We start from the raw sequence: 19,107 nt of genomic DNA on the forward strand, positions 1-19,107 counted from the left end.
TTACACTATTATTTCATTTCTTAGTATTAGACTTTAGTATATCCATTACTATGAATTTTCAATATGGGTATAAATCTTAGTGCTCTCCACTTAAGCGGAGAGTGAGGAAAAGTTCATGTGCTACCCTTAAATGGGGATTAGCAAAATGAAACGTAATTACCAGTGAAAAGTTATCAATCGCTTATTTTACATTTAATGTTATTGTTGTTGGTAACCATACCCTTAAAAGGTATAACGGCCTGCATAAAGCCTGCGCTATCTTCTGCTTGGATTCAACTCCCACCTTTTATGCATAAAGACCCTGATGGAAGTCTGGCGCCAGCTGGATTTGATGTAATAATTCTTAACCATGTCAGTAAACAGCTGGATTGCCCGATAGAGTGGCGTAACCAACCTTGGAATCGCTCAATATATGAACTTGAACATGGTCAACTCGATGTACTGGCCCCAGCATCTTATAACCCTAAACGTGCACAATTTGCTTGGTACAGTAAACCTTTCCGAGCCGAAAGAATGCGTATTGTCGTGCGCAAAGAAACTCAACATCAATGGCCTTTAACCAGCCTAGAAGCAATGTTAAAACAAAACTACAGAATATCCTTTCACTTAGGCACATGGTATGGTCTTGAGTTTGAAAAAGTAGCAAAAAATCCTAACTTTCAAGGTTTACTTTTCTCAGGCACCAATAATCAGAAGCGTTTAAAAATGCTTCTTCGTGAACGGGTTGATGGTGTTTTAGGCGAAGTAGTCTCACTTTTACAGGATGCCGAAAAAATGGGGATTTCAGATAAATTAGCCGTCATTGATTATCCGGTGCATGATAATGAAGTACACTTTATTTTTAGTAAAAAAAATATACCAGAGCACTTTGTTCATTCATTTAACAATGTGTTGAAGAGCTATAAAAATTCATCAGACTATCCAATTTTAAACTATACCCTTCACGAATGATTTCTAGGTTTTGTTATCTTCACTCTTGACCACCAAGGATGGTGGAAATGCAGTTTATGCAGGAGCATTTAACTGCCACCCCAATCACCTATTAATATAGGCTCATGAGACTTCGTCACTCGATGGCCGCACCTAAAAACCATTCGTATTGGGTATATACATCCAAGTAAGGCTGTTTATTAATTACCTAGGGCCTGTTTGCACTATTTGAATATATAAAAAAAGCTGCAATATGCAGCTTTTAATGTACAACCTTTATTTTAAATTTCAATTAATTACTTCTTTTTCTTTTTACGCTTTTTTTCCTGTTTTTTAACATGCTGAACTAATCGTTTTTTCTTAGCAACTTGCCTATCTGTTAGCTTATTTTTTTTGCCTGCAAATGGATTTTCCCCCGTTCTAAATTCAATTTGAATGGGTGAACCTACAATCTTAAGTTCTCGACGAAAAGTATTTTCCAGATAGCGTTGGTAAGTTTGCGGCACTGCTGCTGTCTGATTGCCATGAATCACAACAAGTGGCGGATTTAAACCTCCCAAGTGAGCATACCGTAATTTGATACGATGGCCATTCACTAAAGGAGGCTGGTGGTCTGCAACAGCATCTTCCAACAAACGTGTCAGACGGTTGCTGGACCAGCGTGTTGTTGCTGCTTTATAGGCTTCATTCACAGACTCATATAGATTGCCTACTCCACTGCCATGTAACGCGGAAATAAAATGAATTCGGGCAAAATTAGCAAACCCTAACCGGTATTCAAGCTCGTCTTTTATATCTTGTTTTACGCGCTGCTCTAAGCCATCCCATTTATTGACGGCAATCACCAAAGCTCTACCTGTTTCAATTACGAAGCCTAATAAATGAAGATCTTGTTCAACCAGCCCTGTTCTTGCATCCAGTACTAAAATGACAACATTGGCATCACGAATAGCCTGCAAGGTTTTTACAACAGAAAACTTTTCAATTGACTCAGCTACGCGACCACGGCGACGTACACCTGCAGTATCAATCAAGGTATATCGCTGATCATTGCGCTCAAAAGGGATGTATACACTATCACGAGTGGTACCTGCATGGTCATAGACCACAACCCGTTCTTCACCCAACAAGCGGTTTACAAGTGTTGATTTGCCAACATTAGGACGGCCCACAATCGCCACTTTGGTTCCATGCTCACGCTCAACCTCAGATTCTGCAGAAGCTGATTGTTCAGTTAACTCAATAGAACCATCTCCAGCCGATATCTCTCCATCGGCTGATAGACCTTCAGCAAGCAACTCTTCTTCTGATACAAAGGGAGTAATTTCAACCTCAGGCTGAGGAAACAATGTCATAACCTGATTGATCATACTGCGCACATTACGTCCATGGGCTGCAGCTATACCAACTGTTTCAGTGATGCCTAACTGATAAAACTCACTCTTGGCAACATCATCATCAATGCCATCTATTTTATTCACAATCAAAAATGTTGGTTTATTTCTTGTGCGCAAGTGCTGTCCAATCATCTCGTCAGCAGCAGTCAGTCCTACCCTGGCATCGACCATGAAAAGCACGGCATCAGCTTCTTCTATGGCCTGCAGAGACTGCTGAGCCATAGCAGCATCAATGCCTTCTTCATTACCAGAAATACCGCCAGTATCAATGACAATATAATCCCGATCTCCCAACTTGCCTTCGCCATACTGGCGATCGCGAGTGAGCCCTGCATAATTTGCTACTAAAGCATCTCGGGAGCGGGTTAAACGATTAAATAATGTTGACTTACCAACATTAGGCCGGCCGACTAGCGCGATAACTGGATTCATACCACTGAATACTCAACACAAGCAGATTACTCAACTGTTTAACTTTAGGGCAGTTTCTTGTTGTCCCATCGACTACACAGATAAGCTACTACTTTATTTAATGATCAATACATTGCTACTTTGTAAAACTACTCTGCAACTAAGCTCACCAGCTTTCAAAATAGTCTTACAAAGCATATCCTCCTGAAACCCAGCAGGATACTAGCTCTACTACGAGTATAAACAAAACGGCTGCTTAACGAGTAAGCAGCCGTTTTGTTTAAGCTAACATATTAGTCTTCGTCTTTTAAGTCTACTTTCAATGCAGCCAGCTCGCCGCCTCGTCCATAAACAAAAAGTAGTACACCATCAGACTGAGGAGCCACCTCGACGCCATCACCATCGACTTTAATTCGTCCGGCAAACTGCCCATCCAGCTGAGACAAAAAGTGCACGTAGCCTTCATAGTCACCTACTGCAATGTAATTACTATGTGCGGCTGGTGGGGTAACTTTTCTATACTCAAGTTCAGTTTGCGTCCACTGTGTATCACCTGTTTCCTGGTCTAGTGCTGTAACATGCCCATTAGTACCTGACATATACAAGTTACCAAACCCTTGAGCTAAACCACCATAACTTGAGGCTTCCTGCTGCCAAAGTATACCTCCACTGCGTGGATCTATTGCCACAGCATTTCCCTGATAGCTAACGGCATAAAGCTTGTTCTCATTGAGTAGCAAAGGTCCATCAATATCAACCATTCGCTCTAGCTCATTACGTCCTTTTGGAATTGCCACCTTTTGCTTCCAGATCTGGAAGCCTCGATCCGCAACAAAGGCCTTAACTTCACCATCAGCAAAACCACTGAATACAGCACCAGATACAATGAGAGGTGTGCTGGTACCTTGCAGACTTAAAATCGGCTGACTCCCTTCATAAATCCAAACTTGATCACCATTATTAATATCAAGTGCAATCAACTTATCATCTTTGGTATGTACGACAACTACCGAACCATCTGTTGCTGCTGGCGCTAAAATCTCACTACTTAACTGGGCACGCCACAATTCACTGCCATCTGCTTGACTCAGTGCAACCAGCTCTCCCGCCTGAGTTCCAATAAAGACTTTGTCATAACCCGCAGCAACGCCACCCATCACTTTTTCGTCAAGCTCAATGGACCAGTTTTCCTCACCTGAGTCTGAGTTAAGTGAATATACGTCGCCATTAATATCGCAGACAAACAGCTTACCACCATCAATTGCTGGCACTAGCTTGACATAGCGGTGACCATCCACCCCGTCACCAATTTGTTTACTCCACACTTCATCAATTTTGATGGTTTCTTCGAAATTGGCTAACGGCTTTGGCTCCAGCACAACCTCATCTTCCGAATCAAAGATACTGCATGCTGAAAGTATTACCGCCATCGAGAGAACAGTGGTTATTTTTAAAGGTTTAGGAATATCGCGCTTCATCTACGCACCTTCCTTCGCAACAGCGATGTTATCAAGCTTAACTTGGATAGTAGGGTCAACCTGCTCGGCTTTTTCTCCTGCAGCAATTGCCTTCGTATACGCCTCACGTGCTTCACTCAGCTTATTAAGTGCTACATAGAAGTCACCTTTCGCATGTTCATACGACATTAGGTAAGCTTTGGCATCAACATTATTAATCAAATCCAGAGCCTGTTGTGCATTTTCAGCATTTTGAGCAAAAACAACACGAGCCAAGCGAAGCTTTGCTAACAGCGCTATGTTTTCTTCAGGCTTTTGATCTAATACCCATTGTAGCTCCTGCTGCGCTTTTTCCAGATCATCATCTTTTACACCCTGCTGTGCTCGCAAAAGGGCGGCAAATTGAGCATATGTTGAGCCACTATAATCAGCTTTCAGCTTACCCACTAAATGATTAAAGGTAGATAAGTCATTTTCAGATAACGTACCAAACTGTCCTTTGTTAACGACATTTATAACATCTTGAAAAAGGGCTGAAGCCTCTGCAGCTTGCGCATCTTGGTAGTTATTCCAGGCTTTGTATCCAAAAACACCCGCTAGTGCGATAGCTAGGCCAACAACGATCGCAGACCCATTTTCTTTCCACCATTGCTTGATGACTTCAATTTGTTCTTCTTCAGTACGGTAACTATCCACCCTAAGCTCCTATAAAAAGTCTGCAAAAATCTGCAAAATCTGCATGTCAACTGCTTGCATGTTGCCTGCAAGGGACATCTACGGCCAGCAAACCCGAAAAGCCCAAACCCGAAAAATCATGTGCTTTGGGTATGATGCGCTTAAGTAAAACGTATGTGTTTAGAATTATTTGACCACAATGCCACACATTTTGTTAATCAGATTTTTATACTTCACATGCGGCATTTGGCATAAAAGCCCAGTTTTGTTAAAAGATCCTTAAAAATGACTAACAAAAACCTGTCAGGAATCTAAGGTTAGCCCTGACAGGTTTCTTTATAAATAAGCCTATTCTGCAAAAGACTGCTCAGCAACCCAGGCTGTCGCTTCAGACAAAGACATCACCTGTTGAGCGCCTTCTCCCCGCAATGGTTTAATGGCAACCGTTCCTTCCTGAAGCTCATTTTCACCAATGATGATGGCGATATACGCTCCACTTTTATCGGCTTTTTTCATCTGACTCTTAAAGCTACCACCACCACAGTTCATCTGCAGTCGAATACCTGGGACATTATTCCGAATAGTCTCAGCCACTTGGAATGCATACGCCGTAATATTTTCGCCGGCAGCAACCAGGTAGACATCAACATGGTTATAAACTGTCTCAGGCACAACCTTCAAGGTTTCCAAAAGCAGAATTAAGCGCTCAATACCCATACCAAAACCAACTGCTGGTGTGGGTTTACCTCCCAGTTGCTCAACGAGACCATCGTAACGTCCGCCGCCACAAACTGTGCCTTGTGCACCAAGCTCATCAGTAACCCATTCGAAAACAGTTTTTGAGTAGTAATCCAGTCCTCTTACCAGCTTTGGATTAACCTCAAATTCAATACCTGCTGCCGATAACAACGCTTTAAGCTGTTCAAAGTGCTGTTTGGATTCATCATCCAGATAATCCAGCAACATGGGAGCATCAGTCAGAATAGCCTGAGTGTCCGGATTTTTACTATCAAGTACACGCAGAGGGTTGCTGTATAAACGCTTCTGGCTATCTGCATCCAGCTTATCTTGATGCTTTTCCAGATAAGCAATGAGTGCCTCACGATGTGCTTTTCGGCTTTCAGGTGTACCTAATGAATTAAGCTGCAAAGACACCGCTTTATCAATACCCAGTCTGCGCCAGAGTCGCGCAGTCAAGATAATAACCTCTGCATCAATGTCCGGTCCGGCCATACCAAAGCACTCTAAACCAAGCTGGTGGAACTGGCGATAACGACCTTTTTGTGGTTTTTCATAACGAAACATTGGACCCATATACCACAAACGCTGTACTTGGTTATGCAGTAGGCCTCTCTGCAGTGCAGCTCTTAAAGTACCAGCTGTACCTTCCGGACGTAATGTTATGCTTTCATCATTACGGTCAGCAAAGGTGTACATTTCTTTTTCAACAATGTCCGTCACTTCACCAATCGACCGCTTAAATAAATCTGTGCTTTCAACGAGTGGTGTGCGTAACTCGGAATAGCCATAAGCGCTCAGCACCTCATGGATATGATGCTCCACATACTGCCATAAGGGACTTTGGCTAGGGAGGATATCATTCATTCCACGAATTGCTTGAATTTGTGTGGCCAACGCTCTTTACCTATCAAATTAAAGTGACAAACTAAAACCACGACGCCGCTAAGCACCGTGGCCACAACATGTATTAAGGGGAAATAGTTTACGGATTATTTATAAGACTTCCAGCACAGCAGCACACTCTTTTTACATCTCTTACTAAACTTTGACGATGGTGTTAGCTTCTTCAGCCTGGCGCTGAGCTATTTTTTCCCTAATTTTTCGCTCAAGCTCATCCACCAAACCATTATTAGTGACTTTATAACTAGGCTTTCCATCTTCATACAATAGATTATTGGGTGAGCCACCTGTTAAGCCAATATCGGCTTCACGAGCTTCACCAGGACCATTTACCACACAACCAATAACTGCAACATCCAGAGGAGTAGTGATATCTTCCAGCCGAACCTCAAGCTCATTCATGGTTTTGATGACATCAAAGTTTTGTCTTGAGCAACTTGGGCATGCTACAAAGTTAATGCCTTTTGCCCGCAATTTGAGACTTTTTAAAATATCGAAGCCTACTTTGATTTCTTGTACAGGATCTGCAGCTAACGAAACCCTTAATGTGTCGCCAATCCCATCCATCAAGAGCATACCCAAGCCAATCGATGACTTAACTGTACCCGAGCGAAAGGCTCCTGCTTCTGTGATGCCTAAATGCAATGGCTGTTCTATTTGTGCTGCCAGTAAGCGATAAGCTGCCACTGTAGTAAATACATCTGATGCTTTGAGGCTGACTTTAAACTCCTGAAAATCCAGCCGATCTAGTATTTCAATATGGCGTAACGCTGACTCAACCAACGCAGCAGGTGTTGGCTCGCCATACTTTTTCTGCAAGTCTTTTTCTAGTGAGCCTGCATTGACTCCAATACGAATAGGAATATTACGATCTCGAGCAGCATCCACTACAGCTCGCACACGTTCTTCTCGACCAATATTGCCAGGATTAATTCTTAAGCAGTCAACACCATGCTCAGCGACTTTAAGCGCAATACGGTAATCAAAGTGAATATCAGCAATTAACGGCACATTCACCTGCTGGCGAATGGCTGCAAATGCCTCTGCAGCGTCCATAGAGGGCACTGAAACACGGACAATATCTGCACCAACTTCTTCCAGCTGTTTAATCTGTCCAACGGTTGCCGCAACGTCGCAGGTTTCAGTATTAGTCATACTCTGGACAGAAATGGGTGCATCACCACCTACGGGCACATTACCCACCATAATCTGTCTGGATTTACGTCTTTTAATGGGTGATTCAACTTGCATAGCGATTTATTCTGAGTCCTGTCCTAGTACAAAGTTAGCTACATTTCCTCGTGAACGTCCCTCCAAGCTCACGCTATTATCATTAAATGTCAATCGCTCAACAGCGTTTACATTACCTAAAACGATTTTCACCGGTCCAGAGTGTGAAACACTTATAGAATTTCCAGCCTGTTTCAAACCTGCGGCCAACATTTTATTGGTTTTTGCATCACGTACTTCTACCCAGCATTCATTTTTAAAAACAGCTGTAAGGGTATTTTCATGCTTTACCGTAACCACTGCTGCTGACTCATTACCTGATGATGTACTTTCAGTTACAGCCGTATCAGCATCATGATCTTCAGCTACCGCTTGACCAGATAGAGGTCCGCCAGAAACACTTTCAACGTCGTTTTGTTCATCCGTATTGCTAGCTTGCTCTGGTGACAAGATCTCAGTAGCTGGGACTTCAGTAAGTAGTTGCTGTTCCTCTATTGACTCTTCAGGCTGCTCAGCAGAAAGCGCATGGTCAGTTGTTACTTCTTCAGCAGGATCAGGTATTAAATCGGAAACAACATTTTCACCATCAACTGTCTCAACCATTATTTGCTCAGCACTGGTGTCTGCATCCAATGCTTCACTATTTTGACGTTGTAGTAAGTCATATCGCCACCAGACAATCGTCATAATGACTAAAACAATAATGACTAAATAGCTAAACCATTTAACCAGCGGGGTATGTGCCGCCGCTTGAGTAGATACTTTTTGAACCGGCTCAGGGCAGTGTGCTTCAGGCTTTTTCCCGGTATAGCTATCAAAGGATTTAGCTACAATATCGCGATTCAAACCAACTCTTCTTGCATAGTTACAAACATAGCCTCGTGCAAAGGTTAAGCCTGGTAACTCTTCAAAGTTATCCTGCTCAATTGCGGCTACATAGGTTACTGAGATTTTCAGTTGGTTGGCGATCGCCTCTTGCGTTATGCCTTGATCGAGGCGTGCCTGGCGCAATAAAGCACCAGGCGTTAAGACAGCTTGTTCTTGAGGGGGTAAATTGTCTTCTTTCTTAAGGTTTTTCATTCGCCATCATACCTTGATACTGCTTTAGTTCAGAAGAACCAGGATACATTTTACGCAGCTGTAAGCCATAACTTGCCATACGGTCATTATCATTGAAAGCCTTAGCTATTTGTATCCCTATCAGCAGTGAACGTGCATCTTGTGAGGCAAGTTGAGTAAAGGCCTCATAATGCTTTTGCGCTTCACTAAAGTTAGACTGCTTAAACAGAAGATTTGACAACTCTAAATGAGCGCGAGGTAAGCCTTTATTTAAGCGCAGTGCACGGCGAAAGCTAGCCTCTGCAGCCTCGTTATCTTTTAGTTTTAACAGCGTTAATCCCAAATTTTCAAAGCTACGACTCCGCTCAGAATAGTCGGTATTATCTGCAGCCTTTTTAAAATACTCAGCTGCCTCATCATAACGCCCAATATCATACAAAAAAGCAGCATAGTTGTTGTTAGTTTCAGGATCACTCCGATCTTCCCACAAGGCTTTTCGGAAATACTTTTCTGCCAACTCTACTTCACCATCTTGGTGGTAGGTTAGGGCTAAAACACTTAATGCTCTAACGGAGTCACTATCATACTTCAAAGCACGCTCAAGCTTTTCCCGAGCATTTTCGGTATCACCTTCACGCAAATAGGCGATGCCCAAATTCACATAACTCTCTGCTGCTTTTTCTCGATCAACTTCAGGTTTACCACCTGTCGTAACACACCCTGTTAACTGCCATGCTAATAAACCTGTCAACAATAACGCTTTGGCTTTTCTCATTTGATCCCCCAGATAATAAGACAATTGCCACGTGTTACTGTTATTTTTTATGATCTATCTCACACTGGCAACTGTTTAGTGTTAATTAACTGAGTTTGATTGAGATAACGTTGGCTACGACGGGTTCTATCTTGGACTTTTCCTGCTAACTGACCACAGGCAGCATCAATATCATCACCACGGGTTTTTCGAACTGTCGTATTATACCCAGCTGCCAAAAGAATCTCTTGAAAACGGCGTATAGCATTATTACTGGGCCGTTGGTATGAAGACAAAGAAAAGGGATTGAAGGGAATTAAATTTATTTTACAAGGAATATTTTTTAACAGTGGTATCAACTCTTCAGCATGTTGCTGCTGATCATTAACCCCTTTAATTAAAGTATACTCAATGGTAATACGCCGCTTATCCGCCAGGCCATTCATGTAATCCTGACACGCAGGTAATAAAACTTCCAAAGGGTAACGCTTGTTAATTGGTACAAGCTCATTACGCAAGGCATTATTAGGTGCATGCAACGACAGCGCCAGAGAGACATCAGTGTATTTGCCTAGCTCTTTTAACGCGGGTACGACACCTGAAGTACTTAATGTGACTCGACGCTTTGAGAGGCCAAAACCAAGGTCATCCATCATTAAATTCATGGATGCCACTACATTATCGAAGTTAAGAAGAGGCTCTCCCATCCCCATCATAACCACATTGGTAATGCTTCGATCTTGCTTATGAGGAACATTGTTAAAAGACTTAGCCGCAATCCACACCTGACCAATAATCTCTGCAGCCGTTAAATCAGAGTTAAACCCTTGCTTGCCCGTTGAGCAAAAACTACAGTCCAATGCACAGCCAGCTTGAGAGGATACACATAGCGTTCCTCGCCCGCTCTCAGGGATAAATACCGTCTCTACACAACTACCACTGGCTACTTCAATAATCCATTTACGGGTTCCATCTGCGGAATGATCACAGCTGACAACTTTAGGGTCTCTGATTTCAGCACACTCACTGAGTTTTGTTCTTAGCCCTTTACCCAGATTAGTCATCTGCTCAAAGTCATCCACGCCATAGTGGTAAATCCACTTCATAACCTGAGTTGCACGAAATTTTTTCTCACCAATAGACTCGAAATACGCCTCTAACATCGGGCGTGGCAAACCTAACAGGTTAACTTTTTGTGCATCACTCATCGTGAACTTACCTACAGTACAGACGTGGACATCAATCAAACTAGCGAGTGCGTGGGCATACTTCGTCGTTGCTAAAGAAGTAAGCTACTTCGCGCGCAGCAGACGTTTCAGAGTCAGAGCCGTGGACTGCATTCTCATCAATTGTTGATGCAAACTCAGCACGAATAGTGCCAGCAGCAGCTTCTTGAGGGTTAGTAGCACCCATCAACTCACGGTTTTTAACAATGGCATTCTCGCCTTCAAGCGCTGAAACAACCACTGGACCTGATGTCATGAATGCAACGAGGTCGTTAAAGAAAGGGCGCTCTTTGTGTTCAGCATAAAAGCCTTCAGCCTGCTCTTTAGACAAGTGAAGCATTTTAGTAGCAACAATTTTCAGGCCTGCTTCTTCAAAGCGGCTGAAAATTTTACCAATGACATTTTTAGAAACAGCATCGGGTTTAATAATTGAGAGAGTACGTTCTACTGACATGTTATTCTCCACAAAACCGTAACAGTTAATGGCAAATGGGTGGTTTACAATGCTCTATGCCCGTCAATTAAACAGCATCATTAATGATGGGCATAATACACAAAACCCGCGGATTATACGCAGGTTCAAGTAAAATAACAGCCTCTTGACCGATGAGGTGACCGCTAATCAGTCGGCTTCTTCAATCCAGGCAGCTTGAATCGCTTCGAGTATTTTCTCACCACAGTGCTGAGGGTCATCATCAAAGCCCGGAAGCGCCATTACCCAGTTGCGTAAATCTACAAAGTTTACATAACGCGGATCAATATCCTGATACTGCTCTACCAGCTCAATCGCAATATCATTTACATCAGTCCAGCACAAACTCATTTGTCTGCTACCTCAATGTAAGAAAATCACCTAATGTCTTTCAGAGACCTGATTAACCGTATACTTCGGAATTTCTACAACGAGGTCAGTATCACCAACCAACGCCTGACAGCTCAAACGAGACTCAGGCTCCAAGCCCCATGCTTTATCCAGCATATCTTCTTCCAAGTCATCCGCAGGTTCCATAGAATAATAACCTTCGCGAACAACGACATGGCACGTAGTACATGCACAGGATTTTTCGCACGCATGCTCTATCTCAATATCATGACGCAATGCCACATCACATATAGACTCACCTGCTTCAGCTTCAACAACAGCGCCATCAGGGCATAGCTCATCATGAGGTAAAAAGACAATTTGTGGCATTACTGTTGTTCCTCAGTATCAAAATCTACAATCGAGTGACCTGACAACGCTTTGCTGACTGCTGCATTCATTCTACGGGCTGCAAACTCATCGGTTATTTTGGCTGTTTGCTCAATAGCTTGCTTTATAGCATCAGCATCTTCACCTTCAGCTAGTTGTTGCAACTGAGCCACTTCACGGTCAACCTGCTGGCGCTCTTCAGTCGCCAGCAAGTGTCCATCCTCAGCTAGGGCAGAGGTTATAGCTTCCAGCAGTCGTTCAGCCTCTACCTGTTGCTCTTTAAGGTTACGCTGATCCGCGTCATCTTGAGCATGTTGATAAGAGTCCTGCAACATGGAAGAAATAAGCTCATCAGATAAACCGTATGATGGTTTAACTTCAACTGTACTTTCTATTCCCGTACTTAACTCTTGGGCATTCACACTCAAAAGCCCATCAGCATCAACCTGAAATGTAACCCGTACCTTAGCAGCACCAGCTACCATGGGAGGAATACCTGACAGCACGAAGCGAGCCAAGGAGCGGTTATGTTCTACCAGCTCACGTTCTCCTTGAAGCACATGAATAGACATCGCCGTTTGGCCATCTTTGTAGGTGGTAAATTCTTGGGCTCTCGCAATTGGGATGGTGGTATTGCGATGTATCACTTTTTCCATCAATCCCCCCATCGTTTCAAGTCCCAGTGATAACGGAATGACATCCAGTAACAGCATGTCATCAGAGCGCTTGTTACCTGCCAGGACATCAGCTTGGATAGCAGCGCCTAAGGCCACGACACGATCAGGGTCTATAGAAATTAAAGGCTCCCGATTCAATAACGTAGAGACCGCCTGTCGAACCGCTGGAACACGCGTTGAGCCTCCAACCATAACCACTTCATCAACTTCATTAACGTTTAAGTCAGCATCACGCACTGCTCGCTTGACTGCGCGCAATGTCTTTTGAATCAGTGGCCGAAATAATTCATCACACTCTTCACGTTGTAACAAACCTGACCAGTTTAGAAAGCTAACTTCAACCTCATTACTATTCGTTAGCGCTTCTTTTGCCTTACATGCAATCGAAAGAAGGGAACGCTGTTCTGACGTTGAAAGTGCCTCAGCCTTTAATCCAGCCTGCTGCATGATCCACTCAGCAATACAGTGGTCAAAGTCATCACCCCCTAAAGCAGAATCACCACCTGTTGCTAATACTTCAAAGACGCCTTTTGACAAACGCAAAATGGAGATATCAAAGGTGCCTCCACCTAAGTCATAAACAGCTATAACGCCATCCTGACGCTGGTCTAAACCATAAGCCACTGCGGCTGCGGTTGGCTCATTTAGCAGCCTCAGCACGTGGATGCCTGCCAGCCGCGCTGCATCCTTGGTTGCTTGGCGCTGTGCATCATCAAAGTAAGCAGGTACAGTTATAACAGCCCCGACTAAGTCCCCGCCCAGACTGGCCTTACCTCTAGCGATGAGCACCTTTAAGATTTCAGCAGAAACCTGCACAGGGTTAATTTCACCTGCACATGTCAACAGGTTAGGCATCCCATCAGTATCAACAAAACGATAGGGAGAGTAGTTACCCTGTTGCCGAATATCATGGAGTCCGCGCCCCATCATTCGCTTAACAGAAATAATGGTATTTTCAGGGTCTTCAGCTGCCTGTTGCTTGGCTTCAAGCCCCACACGAACGCCACCTGTCTGATAATGTACCACTGAGGGTAGTATGTGATGGCCTTGCTCATCAGCAAGGGTTTCTGGCGAACCACTGCGAACAGCCGCTACCAATGAGTTGGTTGTGCCTAAATCAATGCCTACTGCCAGCTTTCTTTGATGCGGCTTAGGACTTTGGCCGGGTTCAGATATCTGTAACAACGCCATCTTTAATCGTTTAACTTAATGTGGGTTAAAAATCGTCTAAAAGCTCTGCTTCAAGCTCAGTGACCTGTTGTTGTAATTTCGAGAAAAAGTGTAATTTTTGAACGACAACAACAGCTTGCGCTAATGCGACAGGGTCTTTTTGATCCCATAGGTTTGAAAAGGCTTTAAAAAGGTCTTTTAATCGCTCATCTACGGTTGTTTGCAACTCTTGAAGGGCTACCTCAGTGTCTACTGCAGAGCGCACTTCTTCTAGCGCTTCACGAAGTGCCATTTGCTCCATCAAGAACTCACTATCAAATACCGTCGTACGGTCTAGCTGAGGGTCTATCCCTTGTAATTTCAATAAATACTCTGCACGAAGTAAATCTGAACGCAATGCTTGATAGGCTTGGTTGATATGTGCTGTACACTGAACAGCTAAACGTTGTTGCTGCTGAGACTCAGCGGCAAAATTATCAGGATGGAATGATCGCTGTAATGCTCGATATTTTTCTGCAAGTTTTGCTTTATCGACATTAAAGCTAGGCGCAAGCGTAAACAACTCAAAATAATTCTGCTTTAGCTCAAGCATTTGAAGATCTCTTCACTACTTAGTTAAATTGAAAAGCTCTCACCACAACCACACTCGCCTTTCACGTTTGGGTTGTTAAACTTGAAGCCTTCATTGAGTCCTTCTTTGACAAAGTCAAGTTCAGTACCATCCAAGTAAACTAAGCTTTTGGGATCAACGTAGAGCTGAACACCGCCTTGCTCAAACAGTTTATCCTCAGGTGCTGCATCATCAACAAACTCAAGTACATAAGCCAAACCAGAGCAGCCTGTCGTCTTGACCCCTAAGCGAATCCCGACCCCTTTACCACGGTTAGCTATCTGCTGACTGATATGATTGACGGCAGCTGTGGTCATTGTGATTGCCATACATGACTCCTCTCATAGCAATAATGCTGTAAAGGCAAGCGCTTTACAGCATTGTTCGCTTCAACTGTCAGTAGCGTTTAGCCAGCAGCTGCGCTGTTAGTAATATCAGACTCAGGTGATTGCTTGCTTTTGTAATCCTGAATAGCTGCTTTAATTGCATCTTCAGCTAATACAGAACAGTGAATTTTTACTGGTGGCAGTGCAAGCTCTTCTGCGATGGTTGCATTTTTAATCTCTGCAGCCTCATCAAGCGTCTTACCTTTCATCCATTCTGTTGCGAGTGAGCTTGACGCAATGGCAGAGCCACAGCCATACGTTTTAAATTTGGCGTCTTCAATCACACCTTGACCATTCACTTTAATCTGCAGACGCATAACGTCACCACATGCAGGTGCACCAACCATACCCGTACCTACTGCAGGGTCTGCGGTGTCCATTTTACCGACATTACGGGGGTTTTCGTAATGGTCTATGACTTTATCACTGTAAGCCATTTGATTAACTCCTCAGCACGAAATCAGGCAAAATTATTAGTGGGCAACCCATTCAACCTTACTCAGGTCGACACCATCTTTATACATATCCCACAAAGGCGATAACTCTCTTAACTTATCCACGGCAGTGCGCACTTTCTGTGCGGCATAATCTATTTCTTCTTCTGTGGTAAAGCGGCCAAAACTAAAGCGAATAGAGCTATGGGCTAATTCATCAGACAGGCCTAGCGCTCTCAATACATAGGATGGCTCAAGACTAGCGGAGGTGCATGCAGACCCCGAAGAAACAGCCAGATCTTTTAGTGCCATAATGAGTGACTCACCTTCAACAAAGTTAAAGCTTACATTTAGGTTGCTAGCCACACGCTGCTCAAAGCTACCATTGACATATATTTCTTCCATGTCCTTAATCTGATCCCAGAAACGATTACGTAGCTTTAACAATTTAGCTTGCTCAGCGACCATCTCTTCTTTTGCAATTCGAAAAGCTTCACCCATACCGACAATTTGATGAGTTGGCAAAGTACCAGAACGCATTCCTCGCTCATGACCACCACCATGGATCAAAGCCTCTAGCCGAACTCTTGGCTTACGACGCACATATAGTGCACCTATACCTTTTGGCCCGTAGCTCTTATGTCCAGAAAAGGACATTAAATCGACCTTCATGGCTTCCAAGTCAATCGCGACCTTGCCAGTGCTTTGGGCGGCATCAACATGGAAAAGGATATTTTTACTACGGGTAATTTCACCAATCGCCGCTATATCATTAATCACACCAATTTCATTATTAACATGCATGACAGATACTAAGATGGTGTCTTCACGAATAGCTTCTGCTACGGCTTCAGGGTGAATAATCCCGTCTTTATCTGGATCAAGGTAGGTCACTTCAAACCCTTCACGTTCTAACTGACGACAAGGGTCCAACACTGCTTTATGCTCTATACGGGAAGTAATAATGTGCTTACCTTTCTTACTGTAGAAATGAGCAGCACCTTTGATAGCTAAGTTATCTGCTTCTGTCGCGCCAGAGGTCCAGACAATTTCACGAGGATCACAGTTAACCAGCTCCGCGACTTGCTTTCGTGCCAACTCTACAGCCTCTTCTGCTTTCCAGCCAAAGGCATGCGAGCGAGAAGCAGGGTTTCCAAACACACCATCAACCGTCAAATAATCAACCATTTTTTGGGCGACACGGGGATCTGCAGGTGTGGTGGCTGCATAGTCAAAGTAAATCGGAAGCTTCATGAGGTTAACAACTCCAACAAAAGGCTAATCTATTCAATCAGGCAAATTATATAATCTGTGACGTATTAATGCGCTCATCAAGTGAAGGATGATCTTGTTTTATTTGCTGTTTTTCATCCTGACGCGAAGCAACAAAGCGTACTTCTCGACGTGCCACCAAATCTGCGAGACTGATATTACTTAAAAAGGAATGAATCTGGTTACTCAAGTCACACCACAAGTGATGGGTGAGACAAATATCGCCCCGTTGACAATCATTACTCCCATGGCAACGAGTGGCATCAACGGTTTCATTAACAGCATCAATAACCTCAGCGACATGAATACCTGTGCTTTCACGGCTAAGACGATAACCACCACCAGGCCCACGTACACTGCTCACTAGCTGGCTACGACGTAGTTTGGCAAAAAGTTGTTCAAGATAAGAAAGAGAAATGCCCTGACGCTCAGAAATATCTGCTAATGCAACAGGGCCTTTTTCAGCATGCAGCGCTAGATCAAGCATTGCCGTAACGGCATAGCGCCCTTTGGTGGTTAAACGCATAATATCAGTCTCTTTATATGCCGCAGTTCATTAAAAAAGTCTTGCGACGTATTATGCTTTAACCAAGTAAATTGATCAAGTATTTAACCCTATGGTTTAGTCAAGTATGTGCCTATTTAGCCAGACACACTCTCTAACTCTCATTGGTTTCTTTCATTTTTTCTTTATGAACAGCCCGCTCTTCTTCATTAATAGTCTTTAAAGATGGTTCATGACTATCAACTGAATGCTCACTGACACACTCAAAATCTTCCTCTTTCAAAGCAGGCAAGTTGTTATCACAATAATCAACGCCCAAGTCTTTCAGTGCTTTACACATAACAACAATTTTATCATCCACGGCCAACATATGGTCTAAAATACCTGTCATTGCTTTCGCAACAGGGTCAGGCATATCAGATACACCATAAGCATCAAACCCCATCTTGTTTGCCATTGCTTGTCGTTTTGCATCCTCCTGAGACATTTCTGCATGCCGAATAATTCTTCCAGGTATGCCAACAACTGTTGCCCCTTCAGGTACTTCCTTGGTGACAACTGCATTAGAGCCAACCTTAGCATTATTACCGACCACAAAAGGTCCCAGGATCTTAGCGCCAGCACCTACTACCACACCATTTCCAAGTGTTGGGTGTCGTTTGCCTTTATTCCAGGTTGTACCACCCAGGGTTACGCCTTGATAAAGCGTGACATCATCACCAATTTCAGCGGTTTCACCTATGACCACCCCCATACCATGGTCGATAAAAAAGCGACGACCGATCTTAGCACCAGGATGGATCTCAATTCCTGTCATCCAGCGTCCAAAGTTAGAAACAAAACGGGCAAACCACTTAAAACCTTTAATCCATAACTTATGACTTAAACGATGGAGTAACACTGCATGTACGCCAGGGTAATTGGTCAATACCTCAAAAGTATTGCGTGCAGCAGGATCACGGTGAAATACGCTGGCAATATCCTCTTTGACCCGTTCAAACATAACCACTCCTGTAACAAATAATTGTGTAATCGCTCCTGGCTATAGCGACTTTCGCTATAAATTTTGTAGTTATTAAAAAGCCTACCCTTGAGCTAAATTATTTATTTTTCGACTTATTTTGTGTCTGGCTTAGAATACCGCGCAAGATTTGAACTTCCTGTCGCTCTAAACGAGCACGCTGATATATTCGTCGAAGTTTAGTCATCATTGAGTGTGCTGAGGCACTTTTAAGAAAGTTAATTTGTTGTAGTGTTTGCTCAAGATGTTGGTACAAATGTTCTAACTCCGCACTGGTAGCCAGTGGCGCATCATGCCCAGACAAAGCTTCAAGCGATTGGCTTTGGGTGAGTTGCAACGCTTGCATTCTAATTTCATAGGTCATGACCTGAACTGCAGCACCAAGATTAAGCGAGCTATACGTTTCATTAGCAGGAATATGAACATGTAGCTGACACATTGCTAACTCATCATTTGTCAGACCATGCTCTTCTCGACCAAATATCAATGCAACTTCTCCCTGTTGCGCTTCTGCTAAAAGCTGTTGAGCACATTCCCGAGGATTCACTAAGGGCCAGGGTACTTTGCGCTGTCGGGCACTGGTTCCAACGACTAACTGACAGTCAGCCACAGCATCTGCGAGTGACTCAACCACCATTGCCTGCGCCAAGATATCATCTGCACCGGCTGCACGGCTGGTAGCATAAGGGTGAGGAAATTCATCGGGGGAAACAAGCACCAGTTTGGTAAGCCCCATGGTTTTCATCGCTCGAGCAACCGCACCAATATTTCCTGGATGGGAAGTATTTACTAAAACAATACGAATGCGTTCTAACACTGACCTTACTATCCTCAACTCACTAAAAAATCTAGTCATCCTTTCTGAGTATATCCATTTCAAGCTGCTCTAAGCTTGTAATCAACAATAGCCGAAACAACCTCTTAAGTACTTCACCATGGATATAACTTACAGGATAATGAAAATACAACAGACGCTAACTATATACTTTATCTCGATATATCTAAATCACTGACCACTCCAATCGCTTCCAACCTATATAGCAAAAAACTGGCAGCAATT

Annotated in this window: 20 protein-coding genes; 1 reads left to right on the forward strand and 19 read right to left on the reverse strand. The window is 43.5% G+C overall.

Annotated features, from left to right (window positions below; translation table 11 throughout):
* Window positions 1-162 precede the first annotated feature (162 nt).
* Window positions 163-951 (forward strand): substrate-binding periplasmic protein, encoded by a 789-nt coding sequence (locus KHS79_RS05180; protein ID WP_212717317.1) that lies wholly within the window; start codon window positions 163-165, stop codon window positions 949-951.
* Between the two features lie 275 nt (window positions 952-1,226).
* Here the strand turns inward: KHS79_RS05180 and der are convergent, their stop codons facing one another.
* The 19 genes from der to trmJ all read right to left on the reverse strand — a co-directional run bounded on the left by der (window position 1,227) and on the right by trmJ (window position 18,864).
* A complete protein-coding gene (der, locus tag KHS79_RS05185; RefSeq protein ID WP_212717319.1) occupies window positions 1,227-2,759 on the reverse strand; it encodes a ribosome biogenesis GTPase Der in 1,533 nt (510 codons plus the stop codon).
* Between the two features lie 272 nt (window positions 2,760-3,031).
* Entirely contained in the window at window positions 3,032-4,216 is a 1,185-nt protein-coding gene (bamB, locus tag KHS79_RS05190; protein WP_051311487.1) for an outer membrane protein assembly factor BamB, read from the reverse strand.
* Window positions 4,217-4,891 (reverse strand): YfgM family protein, encoded by a 675-nt coding sequence (locus tag KHS79_RS05195; protein WP_027708621.1) that lies wholly within the window; start codon window positions 4,889-4,891, stop codon window positions 4,217-4,219.
* A 327-nt stretch (window positions 4,892-5,218) separates the two neighbouring features.
* Complete coding sequence (gene hisS / locus KHS79_RS05200) at window positions 5,219-6,505, reverse strand: histidine--tRNA ligase (protein ID WP_212717321.1); 1,287 nt, start codon at window positions 6,503-6,505, stop codon at window positions 5,219-5,221.
* A gap of 144 nt (window positions 6,506-6,649) precedes the next feature.
* Entirely contained in the window at window positions 6,650-7,762 is a 1,113-nt protein-coding gene (ispG, locus tag KHS79_RS05205; RefSeq protein WP_212717323.1) for a flavodoxin-dependent (E)-4-hydroxy-3-methylbut-2-enyl-diphosphate synthase, read from the reverse strand.
* 6 nt (window positions 7,763-7,768) lie between these two features.
* Complete coding sequence (locus KHS79_RS05210) at window positions 7,769-8,821, reverse strand: RodZ domain-containing protein (protein WP_212717325.1); 1,053 nt, start codon at window positions 8,819-8,821, stop codon at window positions 7,769-7,771.
* Complete coding sequence (pilW, locus tag KHS79_RS05215; RefSeq protein WP_212717328.1) at window positions 8,808-9,575, reverse strand: type IV pilus biogenesis/stability protein PilW; 768 nt, start codon at window positions 9,573-9,575, stop codon at window positions 8,808-8,810. Before pilW ends, KHS79_RS05210 begins: the two co-directional genes overlap by 14 nt.
* Window positions 9,576-9,634: 59 nt before the next feature.
* Window positions 9,635-10,762, reverse strand: coding sequence for a 23S rRNA (adenine(2503)-C(2))-methyltransferase RlmN (gene rlmN / locus KHS79_RS05220; RefSeq protein WP_212717330.1), 1,128 nt, complete (start codon window positions 10,760-10,762; stop codon window positions 9,635-9,637).
* Window positions 10,763-10,802: 40 nt separating this feature from the next.
* Window positions 10,803-11,234: a nucleoside-diphosphate kinase gene (ndk, locus tag KHS79_RS05225; RefSeq protein ID WP_212717332.1), complete on the reverse strand. Its 432-nt coding sequence runs from the start codon at window positions 11,232-11,234 to the stop codon at window positions 10,803-10,805.
* A 168-nt stretch (window positions 11,235-11,402) separates the two neighbouring features.
* Window positions 11,403-11,603, reverse strand: a complete 201-nt coding sequence (iscX, locus tag KHS79_RS05230) for a Fe-S cluster assembly protein IscX (protein WP_212717333.1) — start codon at window positions 11,601-11,603, stop codon at window positions 11,403-11,405.
* Between the two features lie 30 nt (window positions 11,604-11,633).
* Window positions 11,634-11,972, reverse strand: a complete 339-nt coding sequence (gene fdx, locus KHS79_RS05235) for an ISC system 2Fe-2S type ferredoxin (protein WP_027708613.1) — start codon at window positions 11,970-11,972, stop codon at window positions 11,634-11,636.
* Window positions 11,972-13,840 (reverse strand): Fe-S protein assembly chaperone HscA, encoded by a 1,869-nt coding sequence (hscA, locus tag KHS79_RS05240; protein ID WP_212717336.1) that lies wholly within the window; start codon window positions 13,838-13,840, stop codon window positions 11,972-11,974. Before hscA ends, fdx begins: the two co-directional genes overlap by 1 nt.
* 25 nt (window positions 13,841-13,865) lie before the next feature.
* Window positions 13,866-14,411 carry a Fe-S protein assembly co-chaperone HscB gene (hscB, locus tag KHS79_RS05245; RefSeq protein WP_212717338.1) on the reverse strand — a complete coding sequence of 182 codons (546 nt, stop codon included), beginning with the start codon at window positions 14,409-14,411 and terminating at the stop codon, window positions 13,866-13,868.
* A gap of 23 nt (window positions 14,412-14,434) precedes the next feature.
* Window positions 14,435-14,758 carry an iron-sulfur cluster assembly protein IscA gene (gene iscA / locus KHS79_RS05250; RefSeq protein WP_212717340.1) on the reverse strand — a complete coding sequence of 108 codons (324 nt, stop codon included), beginning with the start codon at window positions 14,756-14,758 and terminating at the stop codon, window positions 14,435-14,437.
* A 77-nt stretch (window positions 14,759-14,835) separates the two neighbouring features.
* A complete protein-coding gene (gene iscU, locus KHS79_RS05255; RefSeq protein WP_027708609.1) occupies window positions 14,836-15,252 on the reverse strand; it encodes a Fe-S cluster assembly scaffold IscU in 417 nt (138 codons plus the stop codon).
* A gap of 36 nt (window positions 15,253-15,288) precedes the next feature.
* Window positions 15,289-16,503, reverse strand: a complete 1,215-nt coding sequence (locus tag KHS79_RS05260; protein ID WP_212717342.1) for an IscS subfamily cysteine desulfurase — start codon at window positions 16,501-16,503, stop codon at window positions 15,289-15,291.
* A gap of 46 nt (window positions 16,504-16,549) precedes the next feature.
* Window positions 16,550-17,047 carry a Fe-S cluster assembly transcriptional regulator IscR gene (gene iscR / locus KHS79_RS05265; protein WP_027708607.1) on the reverse strand — a complete coding sequence of 166 codons (498 nt, stop codon included), beginning with the start codon at window positions 17,045-17,047 and terminating at the stop codon, window positions 16,550-16,552.
* A gap of 133 nt (window positions 17,048-17,180) precedes the next feature.
* On the reverse strand, window positions 17,181-18,029 hold the full coding sequence (cysE, locus tag KHS79_RS05270; RefSeq protein ID WP_084611246.1) for a serine O-acetyltransferase: 849 nt from the start codon (window positions 18,027-18,029) through the stop codon (window positions 17,181-17,183).
* A 97-nt stretch (window positions 18,030-18,126) separates the two neighbouring features.
* Window positions 18,127-18,864, reverse strand: coding sequence for a tRNA (cytosine(32)/uridine(32)-2'-O)-methyltransferase TrmJ (gene trmJ, locus KHS79_RS05275; RefSeq protein WP_094786375.1), 738 nt, complete (start codon window positions 18,862-18,864; stop codon window positions 18,127-18,129).
* Between the last annotated feature and the right edge of the window lie 243 nt (window positions 18,865-19,107).

Source organism: Zooshikella ganghwensis, from assembly GCF_018263875.1.
In the GTDB taxonomy this organism is placed as follows: Bacteria; Pseudomonadota; Gammaproteobacteria; order Pseudomonadales; family Zooshikellaceae; genus Zooshikella; species Zooshikella ganghwensis.

Bases quoted from the DNA above. Each gene is read 5' to 3' on its own strand.
- der (WP_212717319.1), bottom strand. From the start codon at position 2,759: ATGAATCCAGTTATCGCGCTAGTCGGCCGGCCTAATGTTGGTAAGTCA.
- bamB (WP_051311487.1), bottom strand. From the start codon at position 4,216: ATGAAGCGCGATATTCCTAAACCTTTAAAAATAACCACTGTTCTCTCG.
- ispG (WP_212717323.1), bottom strand. From the start codon at position 7,762: ATGCAAGTTGAATCACCCATTAAAAGACGTAAATCCAGACAGATTATG.
- KHS79_RS05210 (WP_212717325.1), bottom strand. From the start codon at position 8,821: ATGAAAAACCTTAAGAAAGAAGACAATTTACCCCCTCAAGAACAAGCT.
- pilW (WP_212717328.1), bottom strand. From the start codon at position 9,575: ATGAGAAAAGCCAAAGCGTTATTGTTGACAGGTTTATTAGCATGGCAG.
- rlmN (WP_212717330.1), bottom strand. From the start codon at position 10,762: ATGAGTGATGCACAAAAAGTTAACCTGTTAGGTTTGCCACGCCCGATG.
- ndk (WP_212717332.1), bottom strand. From the start codon at position 11,234: ATGTCAGTAGAACGTACTCTCTCAATTATTAAACCCGATGCTGTTTCT.
- iscX (WP_212717333.1), bottom strand. From the start codon at position 11,603: ATGAGTTTGTGCTGGACTGATGTAAATGATATTGCGATTGAGCTGGTA.
- fdx (WP_027708613.1), bottom strand. From the start codon at position 11,972: ATGCCACAAATTGTCTTTTTACCTCATGATGAGCTATGCCCTGATGGC.
- hscA (WP_212717336.1), bottom strand. From the start codon at position 13,840: ATGGCGTTGTTACAGATATCTGAACCCGGCCAAAGTCCTAAGCCGCAT.
- hscB (WP_212717338.1), bottom strand. From the start codon at position 14,411: ATGCTTGAGCTAAAGCAGAATTATTTTGAGTTGTTTACGCTTGCGCCT.
- iscA (WP_212717340.1), bottom strand. From the start codon at position 14,758: ATGGCAATCACAATGACCACAGCTGCCGTCAATCATATCAGTCAGCAG.
- iscU (WP_027708609.1), bottom strand. From the start codon at position 15,252: ATGGCTTACAGTGATAAAGTCATAGACCATTACGAAAACCCCCGTAAT.
- KHS79_RS05260 (WP_212717342.1), bottom strand. From the start codon at position 16,503: ATGAAGCTTCCGATTTACTTTGACTATGCAGCCACCACACCTGCAGAT.
- iscR (WP_027708607.1), bottom strand. From the start codon at position 17,047: ATGCGTTTAACCACCAAAGGGCGCTATGCCGTTACGGCAATGCTTGAT.
- cysE (WP_084611246.1), bottom strand. From the start codon at position 18,029: ATGTTTGAACGGGTCAAAGAGGATATTGCCAGCGTATTTCACCGTGAT.